The organism is Halomonas sp. hl-4 (assembly GCF_900215475.1).
Taxonomy (GTDB): Bacteria; Pseudomonadota; Gammaproteobacteria; order Pseudomonadales; family Halomonadaceae; genus Vreelandella.
This window is the reverse complement of the sequence record NZ_LT907845.1, coordinates 2,990,606-3,016,223: the sequence shown is the minus strand read 5'-3', so window position 1 is coordinate 3,016,223 and position 25,618 is coordinate 2,990,606. Positions and strand designations below refer to the sequence as shown.

The window sequence follows — 25,618 nt, the reverse complement described above, 5'->3', positions numbered from 1 at the left end:
CGGCATCAGGAGACACAAACGCTATGGAACTGCAGGAAACCACTGATGTAGCGATTATTGGCGCGGGCCCTTCGGGTGCTGCCGCGGCCGCATGGCTCGCCCGGCGAGGTCTACGCGTTCGGGTTATCGAGCGCAGCCTGTTTCCACGTTTCTCGATTGGCGAAAGCCTGCTGCCGCAATGCATGGCGCATCTCGACGCCTGCGGCCTGCTCGACGCCGCGCAGGCAGGTGACTTTCAAGTCAAGAATGGCGCCGCCTTTACCTGGCGAGACCGCTATTCCGCAGTCGATTTTCGCGACAAATTCAGCCCCGGCCCCGGTACTACCTGGCAGGTCGAGCGCAGCGATTTCGACCAGCGGCTGATCGAAGGCGCACGCCAAGCCGGCGCCGAGGTGGAGTTCGAGACACGCGTCGATGCCTTCACCGCCGATCATGACCGGCCAAGCCTCACATTGGTCGATGCCAGCGGTGAGCATCGCACGCTCAATGCACGCTTCGTACTGGATGCCAGCGGCTATGGGCGCGTGCTTGCAAAACTGACCGGGCTTGCCCGCCCCTCGTCACTGGCGTCGCGCTGCGCCTTGTTTACGCACGTCGAGGATCGTATCGACTGCCCGGATCACGACCGCGAGAAGATTCTGATCGGCGTGCACCCTGAGCATCCGGGCATCTGGTACTGGCTGATTCCTTTCCGCGATGGCCGCGCCTCCATCGGCGTGGTGGGCGATAGCGCCACACTCAACGCCGCGGGCGTCGACGATAGCCAGCGGCTGTGGCACTTTATCAATGCAGAACCTCGGCTTGCCAAGCTACTGGCCAACGCCCACGCCATCCGCGACGTCGGCCGTCTGGAGGGTTATTCCAGTGATGTTGAGCGGTTACACGGCCCGGGCTTTGCCCTGCTGGGTAATGCCGGTGAGTTCCTTGACCCGGTATTCTCCTCAGGCGTGACGATTGCGCTGGACTCGGCCGTGCGTGCCGCCCCGTTGGTCGAACGTCAGCTTGCCGGTGAAAGCATCGATTGGGATAGCGAGTTCGAACAACCGCTGCGACGCGGCATCGCCACCTTTCGTGAGTTTGTCGACGCTTGGTACGATGGACGCCTGCCGCGCATCATCTTCAACGAGACGCAAACACCCCGCATTCGCTCGATGATCAGCTCAGTGCTTGCGGGCTATGCATGGGACATCAATAATCCCTTGGTCGCCGCTAGCCGCCGACGGCTCAATACGCTGGCCAAGGCCTGTACCGACAACACCTTTCCTGACATCAGCGAGGTTTGAGTGATGCGATATTTTTTACCTCGTTTCATGCTATTGATAGCAGCCCTTTTTCTTCTTATCGGCTGCGCTGGGCGACCGTCGAATGCGCCTATTCCTGCGCTTGAAAGGCTGCCGGAGCGGGAGTCTCAGAAACAAAAGCTGACATTCGAACATGACGGTGAGCGGCAAGTGCTGATTGGCGCCTTGCGCCAGGACGGTCAATCGGTGCGCCTGGCACTGCTCAGCCCCCAAGGCCAGCGCTTATTGACGTTAGTGCATGATGACACTGGCAGCCGCTTTCTCTCCGACAAGTCGTTCGACCCGCCGTTTACTGCCGAGTGGCTTGCTAGTCGCTTGAGCTGGAGCCTATGGCCCGCATCGGCCCTATCCCAAGCCTTCGAGGAGGAACCCTGGTCGCTGGAGCAAGAACGCGGCGAGCGAACCGTCCGCTACCGGGATCGCCTCATCGCGCGCATCACTGGCGACACGGAATGTCGGCTTATTGAGGATCTGGAAGCCGATTACCGCTTATACATCGCGCCCCTTGCTGACGATGCCGACCCGATGGACGCCCCATGCCCAGCCAATTGACCCCACTCCAGGCACAGCCTTGCCGCCTGTTGCCGCCAGCGCTGGTCTGCCCGTTGGGCGACGATTTGGCGACCATCGCCGATGCGCTGTTCAATGGCCGTCGCGGTCTGGTGCTCGACGACACCTTCACCCCTGGTCGCCCCTTGCCGCTTGGCAGGGTGACCTCTGCCTTGCCCGATACCGAGAGCCTGCCGATGCCGCACCGCTCGCGGAATAACCAGTTGCTGGCCGCCGCCGTGAAGCAGCTCGCGCCGACCCTCGATGCGTTTCGTCAGCGGCATCCTGGGGCTCGGATTGGCGTCGTGTTGGGCACCAGCACCTCGGGTATCGGCGAAACCGAAATCGCCTTGGCCAAGCGCCAACAGCAAGGCGATTGGCCCGAAGATTTTCGTTATCAGCGCCATGAAATCGGCTCGTCGGCATGTTTCGTTGCCGAGTGGCTTGGCCTCGATGGCCCGGCCTATACGCTATCCACCGCTTGTACCTCCAGTGCCCGGGCACTGGCCAGTGCCAAACGCTTGCTGGCAACCGGAGCCTGCGATGCCGTCATCGCAGGGGGTGCCGATAGCCTTTGCAGCCTAACTGTGAACGGTTTCGCCTCGCTTGAAGCGCTCAGCGATAGTCCCTGCCAGCCCTTCTCGATCAATCGTTGCGGTATTAACCTCGGCGAAGCGGCGGCGTTGTTTCTGGTTACCGGTGAAACCGGAGGCATCCAGCTCAGCGGCTATGGTGAGTCCAGCGATGGCTATCATATTTCCTCACCCCATCCGGACGGAACGGGGGCTACCGCGGCCATGCAGGCCGCGCTGACCATGGCACGGCTGGGTGCCTCAGACATCGACTATCTCAACCTGCACGGTACCGCCACCCGCCAGAACGACAGCATGGAAGCCTTGGCCGTCAGCCATGTCTTCGACGATACGCTGCCCTGCAGTTCGACCAAGGCCTTGACCGGCCACACCCTGGGCGCATGCGGCGCGCTGGAAGCCGCCTTCTGCTGGCTGACCCTGGATGGCGGCCGTTTACCGCCCCACGTGCACGATGGCCAACTGGACCCGGCACTGTCGCCACTTACCTATGCCGCCGCCGAGAAACGCGACTGCCGCCGCGCACTCAGCAACGCCTTCGCGTTCGGTGGCAACAATATTGCCTTGCTGTTGGAACGTGTTGATGACTGATTCACCGGCCGTAAAAAAACCGGATCTCCCTTGCGATATCGCGCCCTACGTACCGCATCGTCATGGCATGTGCCTGCTCGATACCCTGCTCGATGTGGGCGATGAATACCTGCATGCCAGGGTCACGCCACGGCGCGACGACCTGTTCGCCACCTCCCTGGGCATTCCGGGCTGGGTAGGGCTTGAATGGCTCGCCCAGGCGGTTGCCGCCTGGGCGGGCGTACAGGCGATAACAGGCGGTGACAAGCCAGGTATTGGTTTTTTGCTCGGCACCCGGCGCTATCAATGCCTAACCCCGCAGTTCGCGTTCGACCAGCCGATACGTATTGAGGTCACCCTCGACTTTCGCGCCGACAACGGACTCGGCGCTTTTAGCGGACAGCTGTTGGACAGCGAAAACCAGCGGCTCGCCACCTCCACGCTCAACGTCTTTCAGCCCGAATCAACACAGGCGCTGGAGGCTATACAACCAGGGAGCCACCCATGACCGATACCATTTTGATCACCGGTTCGAGCCGCGGCATCGGTCGTGCCATCGCCCTGCGCCTGGCGCGGGATGGCTTCGATATTGTGCTGCACTGCCGCCAGCGCAAAGACGCCGCCGAGGCGGTCGCCGATGACATCCGTGCTCTGGGGCGCGATGCCCGCATCCTGTGCTTTGATGTCGCCGACCGCGAAGCGGCACGCGAGGCCATTGAAAACGACATCGAAGCGCACGGGGCCTATTACGGCGCCGTTTGCAATGCCGGAATTACCGCCGACGGCGCCTTCCCTGCACTGTCTGACGAAGACTGGGACAGCGTCATCCACACCAATCTCGATGGCTTTTACAACGTCATCAAACCGTTAGTCATGCCGATGATTCGCCGCCGCAAAGCGGGCCGCATTGTGGTGATGTCGTCGGTGTCAGGGTTGATGGGCAACCGCGGCCAGGTCAACTACAGCGCTGCCAAGGCGGGACTGATCGGGGCGATGAAGGCCCTGGCGGTGGAGTTGGCCAAGCGGAAAATTACCGTCAACTGCGTTGCGCCCGGGTTGATCGACACCGACATGACCGACGAACTGGCGACCGAGGAGGCGCTCAAGCTGATCCCCATGCGCCGCACCGGGACCAGCGAAGAAGTCGCCGCCACGGTAGGCTTTTTGTGCTCATCCGATGCCAGCTATATCACCCGGCAAGTGTTCGCCGTTAATGGAGGAATGTGCTGATGCCAAACACTGCACTACGCCAGGATGGGCTGGGTCGACGAGTGGTGGTGACCGGGATAGCCGGTTTCTCACCGATCGGCAATGACTGGCCGAGCATTCGGGCCCGCTTGGAACGCCTGGAAAGCGGCATTCAACACATGGCGGACTGGTCCAGCTACGAAGGCCTCAATACGCGTCTTGGCGCGCCTGTGAGTGATTTTACGTTGCCCGACCACTATCACCGGCGCGCGCTGCGCAGCATGGGCCGCGGCGCCCAAATGGCCACCCGCGCCAGCGAACTGGCGCTGGCGGATGCGGGGCTGCTCGACACCCCGCTAGTGGGCAGCGGCGACATGGGCATCGCCTACGGGGCCTCGGCAGGTGAACCCGATGCAGTGGCCGATTTCGGCAACATGCTGATCAACAAGTCGACCGATGGGCTTAATGCCAATTCCTATATTCGCATGATGGCGCATACTGCGCCGGTTAATATCGGGGTATTCCTTGGCGTGCGGGGCCGTATCCATACCACCTCCAGCGCCTGTACATCGGGCAGCCAGGGCATCGGTTACGCCTACGAAGCCATTCGCTTCGGCCGCCAGACCGCGATGATTGCCGGGGGCTGTGAGGAGCTGTCGGCATCTGAAGCGGCCGTCTTCGATACGCTGTTCGCCACCAGCACCCGTAACGATGCCCCACATACCTCGCCTCGCCCCTTCGATGCCGAGCGCGATGGCCTGGTGATCGGCGAAGGGGCAGGTACCCTGATCCTTGAGGAACTCGAACACGCCGAGGCACGTGGTGCCAACATCTACGCCGAGCTGGTCGGCTTCGGCACCAACAGCGATGGTCGGCATGTCACTCAGCCCGATGCAGGCATGATGGAGCGCGCCATCCGCCAAGCGCTTGACGACGCTGGACTAGACACCGGGCAAATTGGCTATGTCAGCGCCCACGGCACCGCCACCGATCGTGGCGATATTGCCGAAAGCCACGCCACCCATGCCGTGTTCGGCCCCAACATGCCGATCAGCGCCTTCAAAAGTTTTACCGGCCATACACTGGGAGCCTGTGGTGCACTGGAAGCCTGGGTGGCGATCGAGATGATGCGCGAAGGCTGGTTCCATGCCACCACCAACCTCGACCAGCCCGATGACGCCTGCGCAGAGCTCGATTACCTGCGCGGTGAAGCACGCCACATCGACTGTGAGTATGTCATGAGCAACAACTTTGCGTTCGGTGGTATCAACACCTCGTTGATCTTCCGTCGCTGGCCTTAATGCCACGCCTCGACCTTATCATTGCGCAAGTGAGTGCAGCACACGTTGGCGCCGCGCTCTCACAGCGAGGCCGGGAACTACTGAGTGTACTTGCCAAGCGGAAAGGGATTGAGTGTCCTCTTGCCGACTGGTCGCCTAGAGGCAGCGGGGTGCCGAGGCACCCCGCCCTAAAGGCCCCTTACCAGGCCAGTCTTAGCCATAGCGATAAGCGGGTACTGGCGGGCATGTCGAATGTCCCCGTGGGCATCGATATAGAGCACACCCGAGCCCGCCATGCTGCACGTCTGTCGTCTCTTGTTGAACTACTGCCTGAGCCCGACGTAAAACGCGCTATTCTAAAAGCGAAAGACCCGCTGGCTGCCTTCTACCGCGCCTGGACGTTGTATGAAGCCCTCTACAAGTTAGATAGCGTTAGTCATGAACCACCTTCCAGCCTACTTTCGACCCGGCTCGCACGACTTGCTCCTCATGGAAACGCTCATGCATGGATTTGGCAGTCGCAGGGCTGGACCATTAGCGTTGCCAGCCATGCCTTCAACCTGCATATTGATTGCTTGCCAGAATTACCCTTTAAAAAGTTCGAGTTAAAACGTTCGTAAGCACGCATGCGCTTCAGACGATAGACTTATACTAGTGCTAACGCGATCAATGCCTCCATTACAAAGCATCGCGTTGCTGCCCACACGTTAAGGAGCCCTATGCTGCATATTTCCAACACGGTGGAACTGGCCGACTGGGAGATTGAGCTGAACCCTATCCGCGCGCAGGGTGCTGGCGGCCAAAACGTCAACAAGGTGGCCTCGGCTATTCACCTGCGTTTCGATATTCAGCGCTCGACCCTACCGCCCTTTTACAAAGAGCGCCTGCTGGCGCTGACCGACCAGCGCATCACACAAGAGGGCGTGGTCATCATCAAGGCCCAGCGCTTTCGCACCCAGGAGCACAACCGCGAGGATGCCCTAGCACGGCTGCGCGAGCTGATTCGCGAAGCGGTCAAGCAACAGAAGACACGCAAACCAACCAAGCCCACCCGCTCCGCCAAACGCAAGCGCGTGGATGCGAAAACCCGCAAAGGCAAAACCAAAAACCTGCGCGGCAAGGTCACACGATAAGGCTCAGAGTGGCATAAGCATCATCGATGCCATTAAATGCCGGCTTGTGACCTGCCCGCTACCGCAATGGGAGGTGTCATCATGAGTCAACGCGACGAGTTCGTTGAGGAAATGAAAGCCCGGTTAGACGAGTGGAATGCTGAGATCGACAGGCTAGCCGCCAAGGCCCGCCAGGCCAGTGACGAGGCCAGGGTCAAGTACCAGGAGGACATAGAGCGGCTCAAGAAACGCCAGGCGGAAACGCAACAAAGGCTCGATGAACTCCAGCATGCCAGCGAAGCAGCCTGGGACACCGTCCGCCAGGGTATGGATGACGCCTGGGAGTTGATGCGCAAGGCGTTCAGGGACGCCTCCTCCCATTTCAAGTAACACCGCGCGTTACCTGGTTGATTCTGGTGTATCCGTTGGGCCGTGATTGCCTGACGCTGGCGTATCAACGTCATTGTTCTGCAGTTGCACCTCACTACCCTCGCGGAGGCGCTCGATGGACGCATTGCCCTGGCGAGACAAGGTCGCCAGGCGATTGATCTGCTCATCCAGCCGGGGCAGAGCCTCCTGACGATAGTTTGAGAGATCATCAATCGCGCCCATGACCTCGCTGAAGGCCTCTTCGAGCACTTGCATGTCGAGCATCGCCGAAGAGGCCCGCTTTTGGATGTCCACGCCCTGCTGGCGAAGGGCCTTGGCAGTCCCGCCGATCATCTGCGAGGTGGTGGAATTGAGGGCTTCGATGCGATCCAGTACCAGACGCTGATTGGCCATCGCCATGGCCACGGTGACCGCCACGGTGAGGGCCGAAACGGTGACGTTTATGGCTCTGTCCACGCCGCGCATTAATTCGCGGTTGTTGCGGATGATCACCTCCAGCGCCAGCACGCCTTGCTGGCTCACCGCCAGTTGCTGCTGAAGATCGACGATGCGCTGACGAAGGGGAAAAAGCAGCTCTTCTTCGATAAAGTGACGCCGCGGGTCATCGGTATCTCGCGCGGCAATATCGTCCTTCAAGCGACGATCAATCAAGCGACCTAGCGCGACTTGGCGGTTGAGCTCGCTTAGGATTTCATTTAGGGCTTGCTGGTCATCGCTCAGGGTGAGGTTGTCTCGATGCAGCATGTCACGCCCGCCTTCCAGCTCTTCAATGATGGCGTCCAGCGCCTGTTGAGCATTCTCGAACTTGCGGAAGTAGCGCTGCACGCGGCTGTCGATACCGGGAATCATCGCCAAAACGCGATCCAACGCACTCGGCGCTAGACGATGGCGAGCAGGATCAAGCCCTTCCATGCGTCCGCGCAGGCTAACCAGCGCCTGGGCGACCGGCCCACCTTCGTCGCCCTGGTGGGCTAGCTTACGCAGCGGCGTCTGTAGCATGGCACTGCGATGGGCGGCCTGCTGCTGTAGCTCAAGCCCCATCTCGTCCACGGCACGGCGCTGGCGCACCAACGACTCGTCGCCATCCGCGGCGAGCACCTCGTCGACAAAGCGGTCAGCCATCGCCTCAAGCTCAGGGTCGAGGTCGAGGTCATCGGGGTCGGCCGAATCGGACTGGCTAACCCCCAGCTGACTGGCGATCTCGTCCACCGGCGGCAGGGAGAGGCGAGGTTTGTCATCCGGTTGCTGGGTCATGGGCATCTCCTGGGTCGTGAAAGCCGTGCAGCATCAGTGCCCACCGGCTTAATCCTTACGAGCGTAACGGTCGGCACCTTCGACAAAGCGGCGCAAATCCTCCAGCGCCTTCTCGGTGGTCACCGACGCCTGGGGGCGCGCCGTCTCGATACGTGCCAGGGAAACGGCGGTATCATCGAGCACGGTCAGCGCCGATTCGATACGGGCTGAGCGTTCATTCAGCCGGTGCTCGGTCTCCACCAGCAGATCCAGGCGGCGCACCAGGGCGGCGCGCTCCTCCTCGCTCAGCCGCATGCCCCCCCGTTCCAGACGTCGCCGCACGTAATCACCGTCCACCCGAACGACGCCGCGTGCTTGGGACGCCATAGTCGTCAGCGTATCCACCGCGCCAAGACACACCTGAGTCACCAGGCCGCGCGAACGCTCGAACGCCAGCTCGCCACTGTGGAAACGACCGCTCAGCACATCCATCACATGACGGTAGCGGCTGTAGAGGCGATCCGCCAGAATTGCCAGGTCGGGGCGGTTAACGTCCAACAGGCTCTGCTTCGCTCGGCACATAGCCAACACAAGGTCGTCGGCTCCCTCAGGCGGCCGCGCCGGATCAAGCACCGACACTCCCTCCTCATAGGCCTTGCGCTCTTCCTGAGCCCGGCGCTGACGCGCCTCGGCCGCTCGTTGAACCTCAAGTCGACGCTCACGGCGGCGGGCCAACCAGCCACGCAGCGTTCGCTCGACGGGTAGCGCCACCGGAATGGCGACAATGCCAGCAAGCCAGCCAAGCAGGCTGGGGCTGAAACCACCCCACAGAGACGTCAGCCAAAGCAACATGCTGATAAAAGGCACTACCAGACAATAGCGGAGGATCACCTGCAGGCGGCCGGGAGCCGCCAGCGGAAGCGCCAGGGCAGGATTGAAGAGCCCGACCATTAGCCAGGGCAGGCAGGTCATGAAAAGACCGTAGGAAAATCCCTGCAGGAAACCCAACATTAATGCGACTATCCTTCATGGATTGAATGTGTAGAGTAACCGAGCCGGGGCGATAAGCACCAGCCATGTGCGTTGCAGCCTTTCAACCATCCTCGAAGTGGTCTGAGATTGTCGCTGAAAAGAAAGCCTTCTGGGTCTCCTTGAGCCCGCTAGCGTTCCTTCAAACAATGATCGCCTTGGAGTCTAAGAGCGCTAAACGTAGCGACGTTACCTATAAGCTAACGGACTCCCCACCTCGCCGCATAAATCATCATGAAAAAGGACTGACAGGGTTTTATCCAACGCCGTCTTGGCGAACAAAATATAGGCTTTACCGGATCATTTTATATCAAAAATTAAAAGTGCGGTTGCGCAATATAGCGATATAAATCAATATGCCACATACCACCATTTTTAGATTGAAATTTAAACAATTAAATGTTGGCGTGTATAATGAAAATAGTGGACATTACTTAAATTAAAAACATGGGGAAACTGAGATGGCGTCAGTATTGAATGATTACATCAAAAAAGAGCAGCTGCTAAAGCAACTGCAAGAAGAGCTGCAAGCGCTTGAAAGTAACAGCGAACTCAAGAAAGAGCTTGAATTCAAAGAGAAACTGCAAGCCCTTATGGCGGAGCATGGCAAAGCGGCACGTGATGTGTGTGAAATGCTGGACCCTACATACACCAGCACATCAACCAAAGGGTCTAAGGACAGCAGCACGGGCACTCGTAAAAAACGTGCTTTAAAGGTTTACAAAAACCCACACACGGGCCAAGTGGTCGAGACACGTGGTGGAAACCACAAGGTCATTCAGGAGTGGAAAGCTAAATATGGCAATGAAGAAGTTGTCAGTTGGGTCGTGCAGGAGCAGGCATAAGCCGCGATTGATGACTCTCTAAAGAAGCTCATCGCTTTGCGTACTTACTCTGCTATTGGACGAACAAAATACCTTACGCTATGGTCGCTAACGACTCCAAGCGAGCATATTGGGAAAGGCAGCAGGAACGCGAATTGCGTATATACCGCCTAATCGAAACCAATAGATAAAAAATCATGACCTTGGGAGAACGAAGTTTTCAGGGTCACAAACGCAAAAAAAAGCCTGCGATATCTCGCAGGCTTTATTAACGCGGTCTACATCATCAGTACCGCTAAGCGGGTGCTAGACCTTGAGCAAACCTTACATCAAGGCGCCCTGGTCACCCTCCTGCACCCCACTGATGCTGACATCATCACTCAATGCGACCAGCTCTTCTTCGTTGGAAGAAACGCCATCAGCATCAGTGGACATGGCCATCATCATATCCATGTTAGAGGCACTGGCTGCATTGATATCCGCATCGCGACTGAGTTGGAACGAGGCCAAGTCCTGAGAGCCTCCGTTGAAGGTGAGGCGTAGTACCTGAACCCCTTCCTCCAGATCGAGTGTCACCGAGGGCCCATCGACGAAGTTACCCCAGGCGCCGGAGTTCGGCACTGAGCCACTTGCTTGATCGTAGGTCACGCCATCCTGCTCAACCGATGCGGTAATACTGCGCCCGTTGTTAGGGTTGGAGGTAACAAACGACAGGGTGTGGCTGCCAGCCTGTTCGACGTCGATGGTGTATTCCACCCATTCTCCGTCATCTACCCAGCCGATTGCTTCGCCCTGCCCAACGATATCCACGCCTTCACCCGGGCGGAAGTCCGTACCAATCTGAGCGGCATCGGCATCGTTATAGGCAACGTCCTGGCCGCCTTCATCGTAGTTGACCGCATCAAGCGCCAAGCCGTCCTCAGCATCCACCAGCCAGGGGGTTCCCCCCGCGTTAAAGGCTTGCTGCCCATCACGCGCCAGACTGAACGAAGCCAGATCCTGCGAGCCGCCGTTGAAGGTCAGCCGCAGCACCTGCTCACCGGCCTCCAACGCCACCTGGGTGGCATCGGTGGGCTGGAAGTCGCCCCAGCCACCGGTCGGCGCTATCACCACCGGGTCGGTCGATGCGTAGGGTGAGCCGTCGCCTTTGGTAAAGGTCGCCGTGATGCTGCGCTGCGCACCGCTACCATCGCCAAGGGCCGACAGGAACGACAGGTCATAGACCCCTGCCTGCTGGACGTTGAGGGTGTATTCCACCCATTCGCCCTCGTCCACCCAGCCGATGGCGTCGCCGTCACCGACGATATCCACGCCATCTCCCGGGCGGAAGTCCGAGCCAATCTGCTCGGCATCGGCATCGTTATAGGCCACGTCCTGCCCGCCTTCGTCGTAGTTGACCGCGTCCAGCGTGAAGTTACTACCCACCTGCCAGGGATCACCGCTATCCGTGAAGGCCTGCTGTGTATCGTCGACCGGTGCTTCCTCCACCGCTAGCGTGAACGCCGTTTGAACGCTGTCCTGGCCATCCGAAGCCGTCACGATAACGTCAAAGCTTCCCACGCTGGTCGCCGTACCGGAGAACACGCCTTCCGTCGACATCGAGATTCCGCTGGGCAGGCCGCTGGCGGTATAGGTCAAGCTGTCGCCATCTGCATCGGCAAACGCATCGTCAGGCAGACTGAAGTCAATCGCTTCGCCTTCCACCATCGTGATGTCATTGATACCGGCCTCCACCTCTGGCGCCTGGTTGACCGGCGTTGGCTCAACGGGCACCAGGTTGAACGAGGCCAGATCCATGGGGCCGCCATTGAAGGTCAGCCGTAGCACCTGCTCACCCGCTTCGAGCGCTACCTGGGTGGTATCGGTCTGGGTGAAGGTGGTCCAGCTTCCTGTTTGCGACACGCCGACCGGCGATGCCGTCACGTAGGGCGTATCGCCCTTGGCGAAGCTCGCGGTAATCGAGCGTGCCGCCGGGTTTGTGGAATCCATCGAGGTCAGGAAGTCGAGGTCGTAGACGCCGTCTTCCGCCACGTTGATGGTGTATTCCACCCACTCGCCGTCCTCGATGAAGCCGATCGCCTGCGAGGGCGTGGAGATATCCACCGCTTCGTCGGCGCGGAAGGCATCACCCTGGTGGGCCGCGGTGGTGTCGTTGTAGGCAACGCCCTGGCCGCCGTTGTCATAGAAACGCGCTTCCAGATTCAGCCCCTCAGCGCCCACCTCCCAGGCGGTTTGGCTGTCGTTATAGGCGCTCTGACCATCGTCCACCGGTGCTTCAAAGTCCAGCGTGAACGAGGCCAGATCCAATTGGCCGCCGTTAAAGGTCAGCCGCAGCACCTGCTCGCCCTCTTCCAGTTCAAAGGTCAGCGGACCGACGGTCTGGAAGCTGGTGAAGCTGCCGGTGTTGGGCAAGTCTTGCACCTGCGCCGGGGTATAGAAGCCGCCCCCCTGCTCAAAGGCCGCGGTGATGGACTTGCCATCGGTGGTCGCGGAGGTCGAGAAGCTAAGCGTATAGGTGCCCGCCGTCTCGACGTTGAGGGTGTACTCGACCCACTCACCATCGGCGATGTAGCCCAGCGCCTCGGTGCCGTTGGAGATATCCACCGCCTCGTCAGAACGGAAAGCTGCTCCCTGGTGCGCCGTGGTAGTGTCGTTATACGCCACCCCCTGGCCGCCGTTATCGAACAGTTTGGCTTCCAGCGTAAAGCCATCGCTGCCCACCGCCCAGGCTGTTTCACTGTCATTAAAGGCAGTTTGATCGACCGGGTCCGGGTCGTCGAGGAAGTTCGGCACGCCGTCGCCGTCATCGTCGTCGTACAAGTCCACCCGGCCGTTGCCATCGGCATCTTCCGCCCCAGTGGGGTCGTAGGTCTGAACGTTCTCGACCAGGAAGATATTGTCGTTGTAGTCGTAGTTCACCCCCGCGTAGTCCTGGATCACGATATAGGTGTCCGGGATCACGTTGCCATCGGCGTCCTTGGCCACATAGACGCGAATCAGGTGGCCGTCGTTCTCGTCCCAGTTGAGGTTGGTGCCGGGGTTACCTATCTCATCGACGGTGTCCTCATACAGATTGGCATCCGGATCCGACCAGGAAATATAGCCCTGACGACCCGAAATCTCGGCGAAGAAACCAAACGGCGCGTCGCGATCAAGCGTGGTCGTGGTCAGCAGATCCCCGTCGTTGAGCGTGCGTGGCAGTAGCGTCTGACCATCGGCCTCGTCGTGGGCCAGAATCTCATCGAGATTGCGGCTATCCACATCGTGGATGAACAGGCGGGCCACGTCGCCCTGGGTGTGATAAGCCGCCAACTGGGTGATCTTGATTGGCGAACTGCCGTCGGCACGCTGGAAGTACGGTGACAGAATCTCGTCGCCGTTGGCTTCCACCAGCCCGCCCTGGTTCATCTGCCCTTCGGCCACGTTGGTGGTGTAGCCAAAGGCGTTGATGATTTCCTGAACCAGCGGTTCCTGCCCGCTCTCGGACTGGTTCTGGGCCAGACCGGCCAGTTGGATAACCTTCTCGCCCTCGTCCGAATCGCTTGAGTTGATGACCAGGCTCGCCTCATACAGACTGGCGTCGTTAGGATCATCGGCGATGAAGCGCACGGTGACGTCGATGGATTCGCCCGGTTCCAGGCTGACCGCCGCGAAGGCCTCGGTGAGTTCGAACAAGGTGGTATCACTGACCTCGACGCTATTGATATCCAGCGTCTCGAAACCATCGTTTCTGAGCGTGATGGTCACCTCGTCGTGCACTTCTTGCGCGGCGTTGGCGGGGTTCTCAATGCGCGACATTACCAGGCGATCGTTGGACGGGATGCCGTCGTTATTGATCACTGTAAGATCCCCCCCGGCGACGGGCGACACGCCCTCAATGAGGAACATGTTGTCGTTGTAGTCGTAGTTGATGCCGGTGTAATCCATGATGCCCAGGTAGGTATTGGGAATCACGTTGCCCTCGGCATCGAGTGCCCGGAACATGCGCACCGTATAGCCGCGCTCGATGCCATCAGCATCGGCAGGCGGCGTGCCGCCTCCCTCGGGGTTAAGCGAAGGGTCGGTGGACAGGTTCGCCACCTCGATGCCAAACACACCTTCGCCAGCCCAACTGCTAGGAATATCGGCAAGCGAGAAGCTCGCGGTGGCAAAATCACCATTTCCTTTTATCGGCAGAAGGGTCTGGTTATTGTCTCCTGCATGATCGCTGAAGATGATGTCCTGACCCTTGTTGCCTGGATTATGGATACCCAGCGTTGCCCCGCTGGGGCCATGGTAGGCCGCCAGTTGGGTGATCTTCGCCTCTCCGGCACCATCAGCCAGCGTCCAGTAGCGCGACAACACCTCGTCGTCGTTAACGGGACGATAGAGGTCGAAATCATTCAATACTGAATTCTCCCCGCCTCCCACGGTGGTCAGGCCGTCGATACGGTTACCGAAGCCGAACACCTCCCACACTTCATTAACGTTGGGTTCCCAGCCGCCCTCGTCCCGTGCCTGCCAGAAGCCGGCCATATGGATTTCGGCAATCGGCGAATCGGCATCGTTGGTCACCAGGCGAATGCGTCCTTCGAACACCCCGTCGCCAGCGTCGTTGGTGGGCGCCGTATAGCTGTCACGGTCGAACAGCACCGTGACTTCAAGCGACTCGCCGGCGGCGAGCGTCAGGCCGTCAAAGGCGCTCGGGTCCTCCAGTACGAAGGGGCCATCAATATCGGCATCGAGAATCGCAAGCTCGCTGGTGCCCGTGTTGGAGATCGTGACGGTAGCACTCTCCTTGAAATCACGATCGTCCGCCGAGGCGCTGTTGTTCTCCAGGTAGCTGAAGTGCAGTCGGTCGGAGTAGTAGGCGGCATCACCGCTCTGTACGCCGATGTCAGCCCCTTCATCCCCGGTTAGCGGTGTGACGTCGAGGTAGTCCAGCTCATCGGCACCGTCGGCGCTGGAGACAACACGCAGGTTATATTCCACACCGGCTTCCAGTTCGACATAGGTGCCTTCTTCCCCGGCATCGCCCTCACCCGGATAGGACAATACGTCCACTGGCTGGCCGTTGAGGGTTAGGGTCAAGCCCTGACCATCGCTGGCACCGGCGTTGGCCGCCAGATCCAGGCGATAGAGACCGTCGGCATCCACGGTAAAGTAGAAGTCGGCCGTCAGGTCGTTGATGGTCCTTGCACTATCACCGCTCTCAAGCTCAATGCGCGCGCCATCGGATACATCGGCATACACCGGCATGAAGTTATCGGCCGGAGCGTCAGGCACTCGCAACAGGTCGACATTGGGGCCGTTGGCCTCCGGTGCCGTTACGCTGATGGTGTTGCTGCCTGCTTGCAGGTTGACCAGCAGCTCCTGGAAGAACCAGTTGCTTTCCGCTTCATTACTCTGGCCTGGGAAATTGAGCTGCCCCAGGCTAACGCCGTTGACGGTCACTTCCATCGGGCGGTCGGCCTTGCTTGCCGCCAGAGCATAGCGGAAGCCAACCTCGTAATTGCCGGTCTCATCGACCTCGACGGTCCAGGTGATGGTCTGATCACCCGCGCCATCGAAGTCGACAAAGCCCTCACCGGACGCATTGCGATCGTCGACGCTCTCTGGCACGACCACCGGGCCGTCAAGCGAGGCATCTTCAGCTTCGTAATCGGTGAAGCCCGAGGTGCTGTCAGGCGGCGACTGCAATACTTCAAGCTGGTCGATGTTGGGGCCGGTATTGTTCGTGGCCTGCAGGCGCACGGTGTTTTCACCGACGACCAGGGCCGCTTCGATATCCTGCGTCATCCACTCGGCCCAGCGCTCGTCCGTATCGACGATGCCAGCCGGTGCAGGGCCGAAGTTATAGACGCCAACGCTCTGGTTGTTGACGAACACTTCAAGCGGTCGGTTAGTCTCGCCACCGTTGGCGTAGCGGATACGCAGAACCGAATCGCCCGCATCGTCTGCGGCCAGATTAAAACCGAAGGTCATGAAGTCGGCATTGGTGCTGCCGTAGTCGGCATAGCCGCCAGGCACACCGTCATCACCATCGGTGTTGCCATCCAGTCCAAAGGCACCGGGGCGCAGACCGTTAGGCAAACCCTCGGTGGTTTCGGGGTTGTCGATGTCACGTATCTGGATTTCCGCACCCGCGCCATCGGCGATAGTCACCGACGTGCCATCGTTGGGAGTGTTATCTTCCGCCTGGATGACCAGCAGCGATACCAGATCGTCGCCGGGATCGGGATCCACAGGATCCACTACGCCACCTGGCGCCGGATCGAGGCGGATAATCTGGCTCTGGCCGTTGCCGCGATTCAGGGTCAGCACATAAAGCTGGCCGGTGACCGGGTTCTCGATAATATCCAACGGATCAACGTAGGTAATGACATTGCCGTCGGGATCGCGCAGTACATCGTCACCGATCACGTTGCCGTTGGCGTCGAGCGTAATGCTGCGCACGTCATCACCGCCGGAGTACTCGGTGAACAGCACATTGCCCTGCAAGTTGCCGCCGAACACATCGCTGGTGTACTCCACCGCCCCGTTGGGCGAGCGGTTCTCACCCAGCGAGTAGACCCCGGAAATATCATAGTTGCCCTCGGGGTTGGTACCCGTCGGATAGCGATCCACCTGATTCGGATCGCTGCCCCCGGTCGGGTTACCGCCGTTCATGATGTACTCATCCCGAAGCGGGTTGGGGTGTCCGTAGTATCCCCCTTCAACCATCTTGAACAGATAGTCGTCCTGCTTCTCAACGTTCAGGAAACGTTCATCTTCAGGTGTTGAGGGATCGTCCGGCACGTTGCCGCCCGCCGCCGATCCGTTGGTCGGCACATACAGGAAGCCGTTGGAGTGCCACACCAGGTCGTAGGCGTTGCGCGCCCCGGTGGCAAAGATGGTCAGCACCGCGTCTTCGGCGTAGGGGTCGTAGTAGCTCTGGAGCACGTTGCCGTCGGCGTCCTGCACCGTCGCCACACCGCGTTCATCGAACACCAGGAATTCGCCGTTGCCCATGGGGATGGGGTCATCCTTGGGATGGCCGTCCGGGTCATCGAAGCGGGTGTTCTGGCCGTTGTCGGGCACCGGCTCGGTGGAGACATCAAAGCCCCCGGGAGGCGCGTCGCGGGTCGGGTCAATCTCCATCACCGCGGCATTCAGCAGACGCTCGGGACGATTGCCCCAGGCGCTATCCGGCTCACCCATGGCCGAGTTGGAGCCCTGAATCAGATACAGCAGATGCGTCGGCACATCAGGGTTGGTCGCCGCGTCATAGTCCGGATTGGCGCGGAACTCGAGGCTATTGGTCACGTGGTCGCCGTTGGAGCGCGGCAGCCCGGTGATGTAGGGCTCGGCGGTACCGGAAAAATCACTACCGCCGTCCAGCGTGATCTTGGTAATGCGGCCACTGAATTCCGGCACGCCGTTATCGCGTCCATTGAGCGGGATCGGGTAGTTATCGGTGATCCACAGCACGTTCGGGTCGGTGGGATCCACCACCAGGCCGATGATGCCACGTTGCTGACTCTCCCCGGGCTGGTCGAAGTAATCGTTCGGCAGGCTCAGGTCCTGGCGGTTGGATAGCGAGCCGTCGACCGGATCGACGTTGTAGCGCAACAGATCACCGCCGATGGTCGCGATGTACATGAAGGCGCCGTCGGGGCTCATCTCAAGCGACGTGAAGCCGAAGGCATTGTCCGCTTCACCGTTGAGCTCGACCACATCGTTGAACGCTACGTCGCGAGCGACCACCTCCGGCTCTTCACCGGTAACGAAGGTGTTGGTGTACTTCTGGAACTCGCGGGTCGGGGCATCATTATCATCGTTAGGGCCGCGGTCACGGAAGCCGTCGATCACCAGGGTATAGCTGGTAAACGGCTTGAGCATCTGGCTCGGCGAAATGGTCAGCGAGTCAAAGCCCCCGGTGGTATTGACGTTGAACGAGACTTCCTCGCCGGTAACCGTTTCGAACAGCTTCACCGAGCCGTCGTTCAGGCTTTCCAGCAAGGCGCCGCCACGCCCGTCGACCACCGAAATTCCCACGAAGATGTCCGAGGTCGGGTCAACGCCCGTGGGAATAGCACCGTCTTCTGCGTCGAGGTCAACCTCCACTTCGTTTTCCCCGACGCCAGCAATCGCGCGGGCGTCGGTGAAGAAGGCGTAGTCCTGCGGCGCTTCACGATCATCATCCGGGGTCAGGTCGGGAAGCGACTGGATCTCGATGTACTGGATCTCGGTGTTCTCGTTGTCGAGTCCCATCGAGTCGAGCGTCAGCCGACCATCAGTCACCTGCACGATGCGCGTCACCAGATCAGAACGTGCGCCTTCTGTGTCGTTGCCCGGATTGCCATCCGCCGGGAAGTCGTCTGGCCGGAACGGGGTGAAGGGGTCGTTGAACAGCTCGCCTTCCGCATTCAGCACGTTACGGCTGTCATAAGGCCCGGAGGTGTCGCCAATCGAGATGGTGACCTCGTAGTAGCCGTCTTCCAGCTCAATTTCCCAGCCGGCGCGTACGTACTCGCTTCCGGGCTGATCGAAGTGGGCATAGGTGCCCTGACGCGGGTCGAGACCGGCGATATCATCGGTACGGTCATTGACCGCGACGCTGGTCAGCTCGCTGATATCCAGCGGCGTCGTGCCGGGTTCGTCGTCGTAGATCGATTCTTCGGTGACCCAGCCGTACTGGTAGGTCTGGCCATCGATGGTTACCGACTGGGTACCAAAGGCTTTGCCGTTATCGGCAATATAGCCTTCCGGCACCGCCACGCCCTCGGGCTGGAAGTTGATCTTGACCGAGAAACGCTCGCCCGGCTCCACTACTTCAGGCGGTTCGACACCGTCGCGAGTCACGCTTAGGCTATCGATGTTAGGGCCGTTGGTGGTCAGGTTTTCCAGGCGAATGGTATTGCTGCCGGCCTCAAGTTCAACCTCGATCGTAGCCTCTTGCCAGTTCAGCCAGCCGTCATTCCCTTCACCGGTAACGGGGAAGGCAATCTCACCCTGCGACTCGCCGCCCACCAGTATATCCATGGGCCGATTTGCGCCACTTCCATCACCATTGGTGTAGCGTACGCTCAGGGTATAGGTACCGGCTTCCTCGACCTCCACGTCAAAGAAGGCCGCATCACCCACTTCGCCCCCCATATCGAGATAGCCGCTGCCGGTATAGCCATCCCATAGCCCATCGGGGCCCGCCGCTTCGTTAGTTTCAGGATTGCTGGCGTCACGCACCACGGTATCGGGAGTAGGCTCATCATCGTCGATCGACAACGCCTCGCCCTGAATCTCGAAGGTGAACGGCGCTGGGGTCGTATCACCATCATCGAAGCTGAACACGACCTGATCGATGTTGGGGCCGTTGTTCGTACCACCGTTAGCCACCGTGGGGATGGTCAGCGTGAAGGTATTGGCGCCCTCTTCGAAGGTGACCTGTACCTCCTGCTCCAACCATTCATCCCAGGGGTCGTTGACGCCATCGTCCGGCGCGTTGGCAAAAGGCACCTGCGGTTGCGCACTGCCATTGACCGTCAGGTCGAGCGGCCGAGGGGTGGCGGCGCCGTTAGCGTAACGAATCGTCGCCGTGTAGGTACCCGCTGCGGGTGCGTCGATATTGAACGTGATCTGATCACCGGCATCGGTACCGAAGTCCAGATAGGCGTCACCCACCGCGCCTTCGCGGAAGTTTTCAAAGTCATCGGGATTATCAGCATCCACCACACGCGTGACGGCCCCCTGGCCGGTGCCACCGACATCGGTGACGCTCGCCTCCTCTCCTTGCAGAGTGATGGGCTCCACGACCACGCTGCCGTCATCGATGGTCACGCTATCGCTGGCCTCGGCCTCGTTGCCTACCGCATCGGTGACGATCAGCGTCACGGTAACGTCACCGCTTTGGCCGCTTAGATCCACCGTGATATCGCCATTGGCCTCAGGCGTTACTTCCGTACGCGTGGTGCCGCCGTCGAAGCTGACTTCATAGCTAACAATGTCGTCATCGGCACCGCTCACATTGAACAGCGCTGCATCAAGCTGATCGGGTTCCAGGGTATCGGCTGCAGCGGTCAGGGTCAGGTTGCCATCTTCATCCGCGCTGTCATCGACGGGGATCGGTCCGCTGCCGCCCTCGGTGATTTCGATACGGTCGATATTGGGGCCGGTGGTCGCGCCTTCCGGAATCGCCAGTTCGATGCTGTTGGTACCCGCTTCCAGGGTCACGGTGACGGTCTCGAACAGCCAATTGTCGAAACCTTCCTCCGGCCCGGTGCCGTCTGGGTCGGTCGCCAGCATGTCGAGCACGACCGGCGCACCGCCATTGATGACCAGATCCAGCGGACGATCGGAGTTGGTGGCATAGCGCACGCTAATGTCATACTCGCCCGCTTGTGCCACCTCGACCTGCCAGGTGACGTTGTCACCAGCGGTATCGCCGAAGTCCAGATAGCCGGTGCCGGAAAAGTCCGGGCGCAGGCCGTTCTCTAAATCTGGATTATCTTCGGGATTATCCGCATTGCGAATGGTGGTATCCGTTTCGTTGGCGTCGTCATCGAAGCTGGTCACCGTGCCGTCCTGCACTTGCAGGCTGAGCGGCGTGAAGGGCGCTTCGTCGACATCATCAACGGTGACTTCCAGGGTCTGAACGTCGCTCAGATCGCCATCGGTTACCGTGACCTCGACTTCGTAAACGCCATCTTCATCGTCATCCACCGGAAGCTCGAAGTCGCGGGCGCTGGTGAAACTCAGTACGCCGGTCGTCTCGTCGATGGTAAACAGCGGTGCATCGGCGCCGCCGGTAATAGCGAACACCGGTGCGCTCAGGCCTGTCGTAGCACCATCTTCGTCGACCACCGGAATCGCGCCGATCTCGGTCAGGTTCTCATCAATCGAATACGCCGTCTGATCGATGACGATACTCTCGTTGAGGTCCGCCACCGTAATCAGGGTGTCCTGCGAGACGCTGTCTTCACCGTCGGAGACGGTGACCGTCAGTTCATACACGCCGTCTTCATTGCTGTCGGCAGCCAGTTCGGCGTCCGGCGGGTTGACGAACGCAAGCTCCCCGCTCACCTCATCGTAAGTAAATAGCGCCGCATCGGCACCGGACAGCGTGATGGTCAGGTTGTCACCATCGGCATCGTCGATCACCAGACTGGCCACGGCTGAACTGTTCTCGTCGACGCTGAGGTCGCTCGCCAAGCCTTCAAGCGTTGGGGCGGTGTTGGTCGGCTCCTCAATGCGTTCAAACACCAAGGAGTCGATGCGCATCAGCTCACCGTCAGCACCGCGCAGCTCAAGGCTCGCCAGGTCACCGGCGGTCACCTCGAAAGGCGTTTCGAAGGCAATTTCCTTGCGGTTACCGCTCTGACCCGCATTACCACGGGGGCCTTCGCCCACGATGGTGCCAAAGTCGTCGCTGAGCACCACATCGGAGCTCAGGCTGTCGCTTGCGGTATTGCGCGCTTCAAGCACGGTATCGCCGATGGTCAGCGTCAATGAGCCTTCACCATCGTTTTCATCGAACACATACAGCCGGGCCACGTACCAACCGGGCTCTACGCCACCGGCTGCCAGGTCGGTACCGATAGTCGCGGGTTCGTTACTGGTCAGCCGGATCAGCTGTTCGTTGGAGGCGCTTGCGCTGCCGGTCACGATCAGGTTGGACGCATCGAGATCGGTGAAGTTTTCCGCCTCGATGGTAATGGCATCACCCACTTGCGTGCCTTCGATCACGAAGCTCAGCGTTTGGGTGTCGGAAAGGCCAGCCGGATCGGTGGCGCGAATCACTACATCAAAGGTGCCGCCTTGGCTCGGCGTGCCCTGAATAACGCCATCCACTACCTCAAGCCCGGCGGGCAGATCCTCGGCGGAGAGCGTCAGGCTGTCGCCATCGGGGTCGGAAAACAGTGACTCAAAGTCCGCGAGCGGAATCTGGATAAAGCTCTCACCGACTTCGCCAAAGTAAGGCTCCAGTGCCACCGGTTCGGCCACCGGCGCGTCATTGACGTTCTCGACCGTCAGTGCGAAGTCGGTCGAGGTGCTGGTAGTGCCGTCATCGGCGGTCACCGAAATGGTGTAGTCGCCGGGGGCGAGTCCTTCGAGGCTGCCGCTGAGCACCTGGTCGGCGACGCTCAGGCCGTCCACGGTGACCGGCTGGCCGTCGCCGTCGGTGACCACGAAGCTGAAGCTAAGCGCGTCGCCATCGTCATCGACGAAGGGCAGGTCGACCTCGATATTTGAGCCTTCATCCAGCGTGAGGTCCGCAATGCCGCCGCCGACTACGCGCGGCGCGTTGTTGGTGTCCACTACCTCATCTTCGGAAAGGCTCACGCCGCTGAAGCTCGTGCTGCCCTTGGCGCCCAGGTCATCGTCGTTGACGAACACCAGCGAGTCGATGGTGGTGCCGGCATGCGCCGACAGATCAATGGTGAAGCGGAAAGTGCCGTCCTCATTGTCGACGCCCTGGCCGCGCAGGTCGACAAACCCGCCCTGGGTCTGGGTGCCGCCGAGCTGATAGACGCTATTGCCGCCGTTGAAGGGGTTGTCGTCGGCATCGAACCCGATCGCGACGATTTCCGGTACCGGCGATTCCGAGATAGCCACGTCCAGCGTCAGCAACGTTTGCCCGGTAATGGTGTAGCTGCTCGGCAGCTCGGCGCGTTTCCAGACGTTGTCATTCAGCGTGAGCGTGGCACCGTCGTCTTCCACCACAGCGCCCGTGCCGCTTGCCGGATTGTCCTGGGTGTCGTTGTAGGCGCTGATGATAGCGTCGTCGAAGATGACATCGATCGCCACCGGTTCCGGGTCGGTCGCTCCAGCCAGTGTCACGGTGTCTGCTACGCTTGCTTCGTTACCGGCGGCGTCTGTGACGATAAGCGTTACCGTCACCTCGCCTGGGCTCTGCCCCGATAGATCCACGGAAAGGGTATCGCCATCGCTGGTGGCCGTCTGGCGAGTGGCGCCGCCATCGAAGCTGACTTCAAGCGTAGAGTCGGCGTCGACGCCCGCAACACTAAACACCACCGTGTCGCTGTCATCGGGTTCGATCTCGGCGGCAGGACCTTCCAGTGCCAGATCGTCGCCCTCGTCGGCCGTGGTATCCAGGGTGAGATCAAGTGACTGCTCAGCGCGGTTGCCAAAGGCGTCCATGGCGATCAGTGTGGCGGTGAGATCACCGTCGTCTTGCCCTGAGAGATCCAGGGTGAAGTTGCCGTCGGCGTCTGGCGTGACGTCTTCGACGGTGACGCCCTCATCGAAGCTCACCCCGACAGATACGATGTCATCATCAAGCCCCGTCACGCTAAACCCGGCCGCATTGGCGTTGGCGCCGTTAATCAAGAGGTTGTCGGCGCTGAAAGCCAACGGTGTCTCATCGGCATCCGCCTGGACATCGCCCACTGGACCGGTACCCGCGGTGGTGACTTCAATGCGGTCGAGGTTGGGCCCCTTGTTCGCTCCAGCGGGGATGCTCATCACGAGTGTATTCTCACCGGCAACCAGCGATGCGGTCAGGGTCTCGTATCCCCAGTGGTCGAAGCCTTCCTCCGCGCCTTCGCCGTCAGGGTCGGTTGACAGGAAAGCAAGCGAGCTTGTAGCCGCGCCATTCACCGAAAAATCCATCGGCCTGGCATCATTGGTGGCATAGCGGAAGTTCAGGTCGTAGTCGCCTGCTTCTGCCACGTTGACCGTGAAGGTCAGGCTATCGCCAGGCACGCTGCCGTAGTCGACATAGCCGGTACCGGAATAGTCGGCACGAAGGCCTTGGAAACTTGCACCACTCTCGGGGTTCTCGACGTCGCGTACCAGGGTGCCGGCGTCGTTATCGACACCCAATTCGGCGTCTTCGGCCTGAACGACGACCGGATCAATCACCGGCCCGGTAGGATCGACCGGGTCGGCCTCAAGTAACGCCACTTCGATCTTGTCGATATTGGGGCCGTTGGCGGCACCGCCTAATCGCAGGGTGTTGCTGCCTGCGGCAAGGGAAATTTCAATGGTCTCGGTGGACCAGCCTTCCCACTCGCTCTGCCGCGTGTTGTTACCGCCGGGTACAGCTGGCTGGTTGGCCGTGGGCACATCGTCGTTCACGTCGTCTGGGTAGTAAACGGGCTCACTTGTCGCCGCAAAATTAAAGGTTCCAAGTGAGCTAAGCGCTTCGCCATCGACCAGGGATAGGTCCAACGGACGCGGATTACCTGCAGAGGCATAGGTCACGGTGACGTTGTAGGTACCGGCGGTGGCGACATCCAGAGTGAACTCGCCGTAGGCATCGGCATTGCCGAACGCCCAATCGAGATAGCTTGCGCCCTCGGCCCCCACACGGAAGGTTTCATTACCAGTGGTAAAGTCGGCGATGTTGTCGACGGTGACCACACGGTTGGTTTCACCGTCTTTGTTGTCAGCCACAGGCGACAGCACGAGATCTTCCGCCTGAACCACGTAAACATCCGGGTCGGGCGCGCGCACTTCCAGATAGTCGATGTTGGGGCCGCTGGCACCGTTGGAGGTAAAGGTTACCGTGTTCTCGCCCGCCTCTAGCTGCACGCGGATGGTGCGTTCGCCAAATTCGCTAAAGTCGGTTGAGTCGTTGGTCAGGGTGGTGCTGGGCAGATCGAACATGCGATCCACTAACTCGTCGTTGACGTCCAGCCGCAGGGGGCGGTTTCGATCCGTACCATCGTCATTCTGGCTAAGCGCATAGCCCAGCGCCAGCTCGTACTCGCCCGCCTCTTCAACGCTGAAGGTGAAGGTCAGCGTCTCACCGCCGTTAACACCATCGCCGTAATCGACGTAGGCTTGACCGTCGGCGTTGACGGCATTGGGTTGGCTGTCGGGATCATCGACGACGTTGATGCCAGAGCCCGAAATCACTGCCGAGGTGCCATCGCTGGCGTCGTCATCTTCTGCCTGGATACGTATCGGCGTGAAGCTGTCCACCAGTATCGCCTGGGCAAAAACGCCTTCGTCAGCCTGCGCGAGGAGGGGCTCCTCCGCGAGCGTGGCGGCGAATGGTTCGGATGCGGCTTCCACGATACCCTCACTTTCTGGCACCACATCCAGGTCAATGCTCATATTCGAATGGGGTAGTACCTGGCCCCATTCGTCCATGGCTTCCAGGCGCATTTTCAGCCGTCCCAGCGCTGGCGTGGGCAGGTTCTCGAAGACAAAGGGCCGCTCAAAACTCTCGAATACTGACACTTCATTGCGAGCGTCTTCCCATGCCATGCGCATCGCTTTGATAGACGATTCCCAAGGAGAGGGGTGAGGCTCCACGTGCAGGTGATGGCCTTGGAAGGTATCTCTACCCCAACGTCCGCCTTCATGAACGGCACCCAGTAGAGACTTCGCCTGACCGGAAACAAATGACATCGAAAACATGGTCCACCTCACGGTTTTCATTAGAATTCTTCAAACACACCAGAATGTGCGCCTGTGAGCACCCACCAAGCTTTTGTTACAGCGCTTGTTACAATGATCCCTTCCGCCAGTGGCAGCATATAGCCCTATAACCGCTGGCAAATCGGAGCGACACTTGGTGAGTCTAATCGAGCTTTCCTGGGTGGCAAGATAAGACCAAGAGCACCA

Annotated in this window: 13 protein-coding genes; 10 read left to right on the top strand and 3 right to left on the bottom strand. The window is 60.0% G+C overall.

The genetic code is table 11. The features are described 5' to 3' along the window. The first annotated feature begins 23 nt into the window (after nucleotides 1-23). From CPH17_RS14265 to CPH17_RS14225, 9 genes are all read left to right on the top strand, one after another. The gene (locus CPH17_RS14265) at nucleotides 24-1,283 is read left to right on the top strand and encodes an NAD(P)/FAD-dependent oxidoreductase (RefSeq protein ID WP_172898700.1); all 1,260 of its coding nucleotides are present in this window, start codon (nucleotides 24-26) and stop codon (nucleotides 1,281-1,283) included. A gap of 3 nt (nucleotides 1,284-1,286) precedes the next feature. Beyond that, the gene (locus CPH17_RS14260; protein ID WP_096300021.1) at nucleotides 1,287-1,853 is read left to right on the top strand and encodes a DUF3261 domain-containing protein; all 567 of its coding nucleotides are present in this window, start codon (nucleotides 1,287-1,289) and stop codon (nucleotides 1,851-1,853) included. Beyond that, the gene (locus CPH17_RS14255; protein WP_096300019.1) at nucleotides 1,838-3,031 is read left to right on the top strand and encodes a beta-ketoacyl-[acyl-carrier-protein] synthase family protein; all 1,194 of its coding nucleotides are present in this window, start codon (nucleotides 1,838-1,840) and stop codon (nucleotides 3,029-3,031) included. Before CPH17_RS14260 ends, CPH17_RS14255 begins: the two co-directional genes overlap by 16 nt. Next, nucleotides 3,024-3,518 carry an ApeP family dehydratase gene (locus CPH17_RS14250; protein WP_096300017.1) on the top strand — a complete coding sequence of 165 codons (495 nt, stop codon included), beginning with the start codon at nucleotides 3,024-3,026 and terminating at the stop codon, nucleotides 3,516-3,518. The genes CPH17_RS14255 and CPH17_RS14250 overlap by 8 nt, the downstream gene beginning before the upstream one ends. Continuing rightward, nucleotides 3,515-4,240 (top strand): 3-oxoacyl-ACP reductase FabG, encoded by a 726-nt coding sequence (gene fabG, locus CPH17_RS14245; protein WP_096300015.1) that lies wholly within the window; start codon nucleotides 3,515-3,517, stop codon nucleotides 4,238-4,240. The genes CPH17_RS14250 and fabG overlap by 4 nt, the downstream gene beginning before the upstream one ends. Beyond that, nucleotides 4,240-5,499: a beta-ketoacyl-ACP synthase gene (locus CPH17_RS14240; RefSeq protein ID WP_096300013.1), complete on the top strand. Its 1,260-nt coding sequence runs from the start codon at nucleotides 4,240-4,242 to the stop codon at nucleotides 5,497-5,499. The genes fabG and CPH17_RS14240 overlap by 1 nt, the downstream gene beginning before the upstream one ends. Continuing rightward, on the top strand, nucleotides 5,499-6,098 hold the full coding sequence (locus CPH17_RS14235) for a 4'-phosphopantetheinyl transferase superfamily protein (RefSeq protein WP_096300011.1): 600 nt from the start codon (nucleotides 5,499-5,501) through the stop codon (nucleotides 6,096-6,098). Before CPH17_RS14240 ends, CPH17_RS14235 begins: the two co-directional genes overlap by 1 nt. A gap of 99 nt (nucleotides 6,099-6,197) precedes the next feature. After that, nucleotides 6,198-6,611 carry an alternative ribosome rescue aminoacyl-tRNA hydrolase ArfB gene (arfB, locus tag CPH17_RS14230; RefSeq protein ID WP_096300008.1) on the top strand — a complete coding sequence of 138 codons (414 nt, stop codon included), beginning with the start codon at nucleotides 6,198-6,200 and terminating at the stop codon, nucleotides 6,609-6,611. An 81-nt stretch (nucleotides 6,612-6,692) separates the two neighbouring features. Next, nucleotides 6,693-6,980 (top strand): conserved coiled coil protein, encoded by a 288-nt coding sequence (locus CPH17_RS14225; protein WP_074394900.1) that lies wholly within the window; start codon nucleotides 6,693-6,695, stop codon nucleotides 6,978-6,980. Between the two features lie 9 nt (nucleotides 6,981-6,989). Here CPH17_RS14225 and CPH17_RS14220 read toward each other — a convergent pair whose 3' ends face one another. Continuing rightward, nucleotides 6,990-8,234 (bottom strand): toxic anion resistance protein, encoded by a 1,245-nt coding sequence (locus tag CPH17_RS14220; protein ID WP_096300006.1) that lies wholly within the window; start codon nucleotides 8,232-8,234, stop codon nucleotides 6,990-6,992. Between the two features lie 48 nt (nucleotides 8,235-8,282). Beyond that, nucleotides 8,283-9,224: a cobyrinic acid a,c-diamide synthase gene (locus CPH17_RS14215; protein WP_096300004.1), complete on the bottom strand. Its 942-nt coding sequence runs from the start codon at nucleotides 9,222-9,224 to the stop codon at nucleotides 8,283-8,285. A 479-nt stretch (nucleotides 9,225-9,703) separates the two neighbouring features. Here CPH17_RS14215 and CPH17_RS14210 point away from each other — a divergent pair, with 479 nt between their 5' ends. Next, a complete protein-coding gene (locus CPH17_RS14210; protein ID WP_074394897.1) occupies nucleotides 9,704-10,087 on the top strand; it encodes a histone-like nucleoid-structuring protein, MvaT/MvaU family in 384 nt (127 codons plus the stop codon). A gap of 303 nt (nucleotides 10,088-10,390) precedes the next feature. On the opposite strand, the gene CPH17_RS14205 is transcribed toward CPH17_RS14210, so the two are convergent. After that, nucleotides 10,391-25,411 (bottom strand): carbohydrate-binding protein, encoded by a 15,021-nt coding sequence (locus CPH17_RS14205; protein WP_157742963.1) that lies wholly within the window; start codon nucleotides 25,409-25,411, stop codon nucleotides 10,391-10,393. Between the last annotated feature and the right edge of the window lie 207 nt (nucleotides 25,412-25,618).

Bases quoted from the DNA above. Each gene is read 5' to 3' on its own strand.
- CPH17_RS14215 (WP_096300004.1), bottom strand. From the start codon at position 9,224: ATGTTGGGTTTCCTGCAGGGATTTTCCTACGGTCTTTTCATGACCTGC.
- fabG (WP_096300015.1), top strand. From the start codon at position 3,515: ATGACCGATACCATTTTGATCACCGGTTCGAGCCGCGGCATCGGTCGT.
- CPH17_RS14220 (WP_096300006.1), bottom strand. From the start codon at position 8,234: ATGACCCAGCAACCGGATGACAAACCTCGCCTCTCCCTGCCGCCGGTG.
- CPH17_RS14260 (WP_096300021.1), top strand. From the start codon at position 1,287: ATGCGATATTTTTTACCTCGTTTCATGCTATTGATAGCAGCCCTTTTT.
- CPH17_RS14240 (WP_096300013.1), top strand. From the start codon at position 4,240: ATGCCAAACACTGCACTACGCCAGGATGGGCTGGGTCGACGAGTGGTG.
- CPH17_RS14250 (WP_096300017.1), top strand. From the start codon at position 3,024: ATGACTGATTCACCGGCCGTAAAAAAACCGGATCTCCCTTGCGATATC.
- CPH17_RS14235 (WP_096300011.1), top strand. From the start codon at position 5,499: ATGCCACGCCTCGACCTTATCATTGCGCAAGTGAGTGCAGCACACGTT.
- CPH17_RS14255 (WP_096300019.1), top strand. From the start codon at position 1,838: ATGCCCAGCCAATTGACCCCACTCCAGGCACAGCCTTGCCGCCTGTTG.
- CPH17_RS14205 (WP_157742963.1), bottom strand. From the start codon at position 25,411: ATGTTTTCGATGTCATTTGTTTCCGGTCAGGCGAAGTCTCTACTGGGT.
- arfB (WP_096300008.1), top strand. From the start codon at position 6,198: ATGCTGCATATTTCCAACACGGTGGAACTGGCCGACTGGGAGATTGAG.
- CPH17_RS14210 (WP_074394897.1), top strand. From the start codon at position 9,704: ATGGCGTCAGTATTGAATGATTACATCAAAAAAGAGCAGCTGCTAAAG.
- CPH17_RS14265 (WP_172898700.1), top strand. From the start codon at position 24: ATGGAACTGCAGGAAACCACTGATGTAGCGATTATTGGCGCGGGCCCT.
- CPH17_RS14225 (WP_074394900.1), top strand. From the start codon at position 6,693: ATGAGTCAACGCGACGAGTTCGTTGAGGAAATGAAAGCCCGGTTAGAC.